Source organism: Komagataeibacter kakiaceti JCM 25156, assembly GCF_000613305.1.
On sequence record NZ_BAIO01000234.1, the window covers coordinates 1 to 3,565 of the forward strand.

General features: G+C 63.2%; 2 protein-coding genes, 1 tRNA gene, 3 pseudogenes and 1 riboswitch. Of the genes and pseudogenes, 2 read left to right on the top strand and 4 right to left on the bottom strand.

What is annotated here, in order from left to right:
* Nucleotides 1-261 (top strand): DJ-1/PfpI family protein (locus JCM25156_RS11305; RefSeq protein WP_025813164.1); only part of this gene is annotated, 261 nt, incomplete at its 5' end.
* A gap of 196 nt (nucleotides 262-457) precedes the next feature.
* Here JCM25156_RS11305 and folE read toward each other — a convergent pair.
* The 3 genes and pseudogenes from folE to metZ all read right to left on the bottom strand — a co-directional run bounded on the left by folE (nucleotide 458) and on the right by metZ (nucleotide 2,819).
* Nucleotides 458-1,062, bottom strand: a pseudogene (gene folE / locus JCM25156_RS11310) (GTP cyclohydrolase I FolE).
* A 59-nt stretch (nucleotides 1,063-1,121) separates the two neighbouring features.
* Nucleotides 1,122-1,598, bottom strand: coding sequence for a Co2+/Mg2+ efflux protein ApaG (apaG, locus tag JCM25156_RS11315; protein ID WP_025813166.1), 477 nt, complete (start codon nucleotides 1,596-1,598; stop codon nucleotides 1,122-1,124).
* Nucleotides 1,599-1,617: 19 nt separating this feature from the next.
* A pseudogene (gene metZ, locus JCM25156_RS23730) lies at nucleotides 1,618-2,819 on the bottom strand (O-succinylhomoserine sulfhydrylase).
* Between the two features lie 125 nt (nucleotides 2,820-2,944).
* Nucleotides 2,945-3,025: riboswitch (SAM riboswitch) on the bottom strand.
* Between the two features lie 120 nt (nucleotides 3,026-3,145).
* Between metZ and JCM25156_RS11325 the strand changes: the two are divergent.
* Nucleotides 3,146-3,219: transfer RNA gene (locus JCM25156_RS11325), tRNA-Gly, on the top strand.
* A gap of 120 nt (nucleotides 3,220-3,339) precedes the next feature.
* On the opposite strand, the pseudogene JCM25156_RS23735 reads toward JCM25156_RS11325, so the two are convergent.
* Nucleotides 3,340-3,565: pseudogene (locus JCM25156_RS23735) on the bottom strand (hypothetical protein); the annotation flags it as partial.

A 3,565-nucleotide genomic window follows, 5' to 3' on the forward strand; every position in this document is an offset into this window, starting at 1 on the left:
CGCGCCTTTGCCGACCGGCCCATCGCCGCCATCTGCCATGCGGGGCAGTTGCTGGCGGCGGCCCGGATCATCTCCGGTCGCAGGGTCTCGGCCTATCCCGCCTGCCGCCCCGAGGTGGAACTGGCTGACGGGATTTACGCCGATATTGCCATGGATGCCGCGATAACCGATGGCAGGCTTGTCACCGCCCCCGCATGGCCCGCTCACCCGGCATGGCTGGCGCAGTTCATTGCCGTGCTGGGGGCGAAGGTCTCGCTCTGAGCATGAGAAGCGGGTTAAAGACAACTGATTGATATAAAAAGACAAAAGTTTCCGGGTGCCGCCTTTTTTTCAAAAGGCGGCCTTCCCTGAAGCTTTTTGAAAAAAGCTTTATCAAAAACATTCATGATTACAGGGCATTTCGTGGACCGGCTGTTTCAGGCCGCCTTCTGGCGGCCCGGCTGGTCCGCGCCCTGTTTCAGATCCCGCTGCTGTTCAGGGCGGGGCGGTTGAGGATCGACAGGAATTCCCGCCGCGTGTCGGAATTGGAGCGGAAAGTGCCCAGCATCCGGCTGGTTACCATCGACACGCCGGGGCGGTGTACGCCGCGCGTGGTCATGCACTGGTGTGACGCCTCGATCACCACGCCCACGCCGTAGGGCTGGAGTTCCTCGTTGATGGTGTTGGCGATCTGGGCCGTCAGGCGCTCCTGAATCTGGAAGCGCCGGGCATAGGCATCGACCACGCGGGCCAGCTTGGATATGCCGACCACGCGCTTGCGCGGCAGGTACGCGACATGGGCCACGCCGATGATGGGCACCATGTGATGTTCGCAATGGCTCTCCACACGGATGTCGCGCAGCAGCACCATCTCGTCATAGTCATCGACTTCGGAGAAGGTGCGGCGCAGCAGGTCAACCGGGTCTTCGGCATAGCCGCTGAAGAATTCATCATAGGATCTGATGACGCGCTGCGGCGTGTCGCGCAGGCCCTCGCGGTCCGGATCTTCACCAGCCAGCGCAGCAGGGTGCGTACGGCCTCTTCGGCTTCCGTGCGGGAAGGGCGGGAATTGATGATGGTCATGTGCTGTTGGTTCTTGTGGCAGGGGCAGGCCCGGCAGGGGCGTGCCACGGGGAAAAAACTTAATGAAGGATGGTCGGATGGTGCGGGCTGTCCAGACTGAAGACGGGAATGTCAACATCGAAATGCTCCCGGCTGGCCGGGCGGATCATATGGTACGTGCCGCCCATGAAGCCGGTTGGCGTTTCAAGCGCCGCGCCGGACATGTATTCGAAACTGGCGCTGGCGTCGATAACCGGCTGTTCGCCCACCACGCCATCGCCCTCCACCCGGTCGATCCGGCCCTGTCCATCCACAATGCGCCAGCTCCGGCGCAGGAGCTGGATCTGGTCGGCGCCGTGGTTCTCGATGCGGATCCGGTACGCCCACACATAGCGGTGTTCGTCCGGCTCCGACTGGTCATCGAGCCAGAAGGTCTGGACAACCACGCGCACGTCATCGGTTGTCGCCTCGAAACAGGGGGTATTGTCCGTTATTTCGCCCAGCGGGGACTCCGCTCCTTCCCCACCGGGGGGAGGGAAAGGCCTGTTCTTGCTCATGGAGGGGAGGCTCCTCAGGTTACCGGTTGGCCAGCGCCGCGACGCCGCGCTTGAGGTCATCGATCAGGTCATCGGCATCTTCCAGCCCGACGGAAAAGCGGATCGCCCCGTCAGTAATGCCAAGGCGGGCCCGTTCCTCGGGCGCCAGCTTCATATGCGTGGTGGTGGCCGGATGGGTGACGAGGGAGCGCGCATCGCCCAGATTGTTCGAAATCGAGATGATGCGCAGCGCGTTCATGAACGCGAACGCTTCCGCCTTGCCGCCCTCGACCTCGAAGGCGACCAGCGTGGACCCGGCCGACATCTGCTTTTTCGCCAGTTCATATTGCGGGTGGTCCGCACGGCCGGGATAGAACACGCGCCGGATACCCGGGGCTTCGGCCAGGAAGTCGGCCACTTTCGCCGCGTTGCGGGTCATGGCGTCCACGCGCAGCGCCAGTGTCTCGATGCTCTTGAGCATGACCCATGCGTTGAAGGGCGACAGGCTGTTGCCGGTGTTGCGGATGAAGGGGCGCAGCACCTCGTCAATCCACTTGGCCGAGGACAGCACCGCGCCGCCCAGCACCCGGCCCTGCCCGTCGATATGCTTGGTGCATGAATACACCACCACATCGGCCCCCAGTTCCAGCGGCTTCTGGTACAGCGGCGTGGCGAACACGTTGTCCACCACCACGGTCGCCCCGGCCTTGTGCGCGAGATCGCAGATCATGCGGATGTCAAGCACGTCGAGCATCGGGTTGGACGGGCTTTCCAGCAGCACGGCGCGGGTGGGCTGGGCCAGTGCGTCCTTCCATGCGGCAAGGTCGCCGCCATCCACGAACACGGTCTCGACACCGTAGCGCGGCAGCAGTTCCGCCACGATCCAGTGGCACGAGCCGAACAGCGCGCGGGAGGCCACGACCCGGTCACCGGCGCGGACCTGCGCCAGCAGCGCGGAGGACACGGCCCCCATGCCGGTGGCGGTCAGCGCGCAGGCTTCCGCGCCTCCAGATCGCACAGGCGGCGTTCGAGGTTGGAGAGGGTCGGGTTGCCAAAGCGTGAATACTGGTAGTGCGAGACATCGCCCGTAAAGGTGCCTTCGGCCTGTTCGGCGTTGTCATAGACAAAGCCGGAGGTCAGGAACATCGCCTCGCTGGTTTCCCCATAGGGGGTGCGTTCAAGGCCCGCGTTGATCAGGCGGGTGGCGGGACGGAGCGATTTGGGATCAGGCTGGTCAGTCATGGGAAATGGAAATTCCTGTAAACAGGGTGATCTGGACAAGCGGACCGAGACCAGCGCCGGTTCATGCGCGACAGGCCGGCCCGCAAGGGCGGTTCACGACCGTGGAAACCATGATACCCGCGCCCTGCCGACGGGATCTGGCCTCTTTAGCGCGTATGTTTAACCTCGCCGCAAGCCGGCCGTATCAAATCACGAGGAACCCGGCGCGCAATGTGCCGGACATGCATGCTTATTGCGGATCAGGACCGGGTGCGTCAACTGCCCCACGCATCATGAAAGGGGGTGATTGCATCTGCCATGCTTGTGCAGTATAGAGGGCTCGGCCTGCGGGTGTAGTTCAATGGTAGAACGGCAGCTTCCCAAGCTGCATACGAGGGTTCGATTCCCTTCACCCGCTCCATTTCCCCATAAATTGGTGTTCTATTGCGCTCCATCCATGGATGGAGGGCTTGGTGTGGCCTGCGTGTCGGTATAGGTCGCGCCGTTCCAGATCCACCGGTCCGTGCCATCCACCAGCAGGTCATGCATTTCGCCATGCGTCTGCGGCGTGATGGTGATCGGTCCGCTGACAGAATCCAGAACCAGTTTCCAGTTGCGCCCATCGCAGATAGACCGAGGTGGAACACCCTGCCGAGCCACACAGGCTTTCGGACTGCACCTGCACGAACAGCGCGGTGCGTCGCGGATCTGTCGAGAGCTGGGCCGAGCCGGTCAGCAGCACGGGGCGTTCGCCATGGGCGGCGGCG

Coding starts and splice junctions, on each gene's coding strand:
- apaG (WP_025813166.1), bottom strand. CDS start 1,598: ATGAGCAAGAACAGGCCTTTCCCTCCCCCCGGTGGGGAAGGAGCGGAG.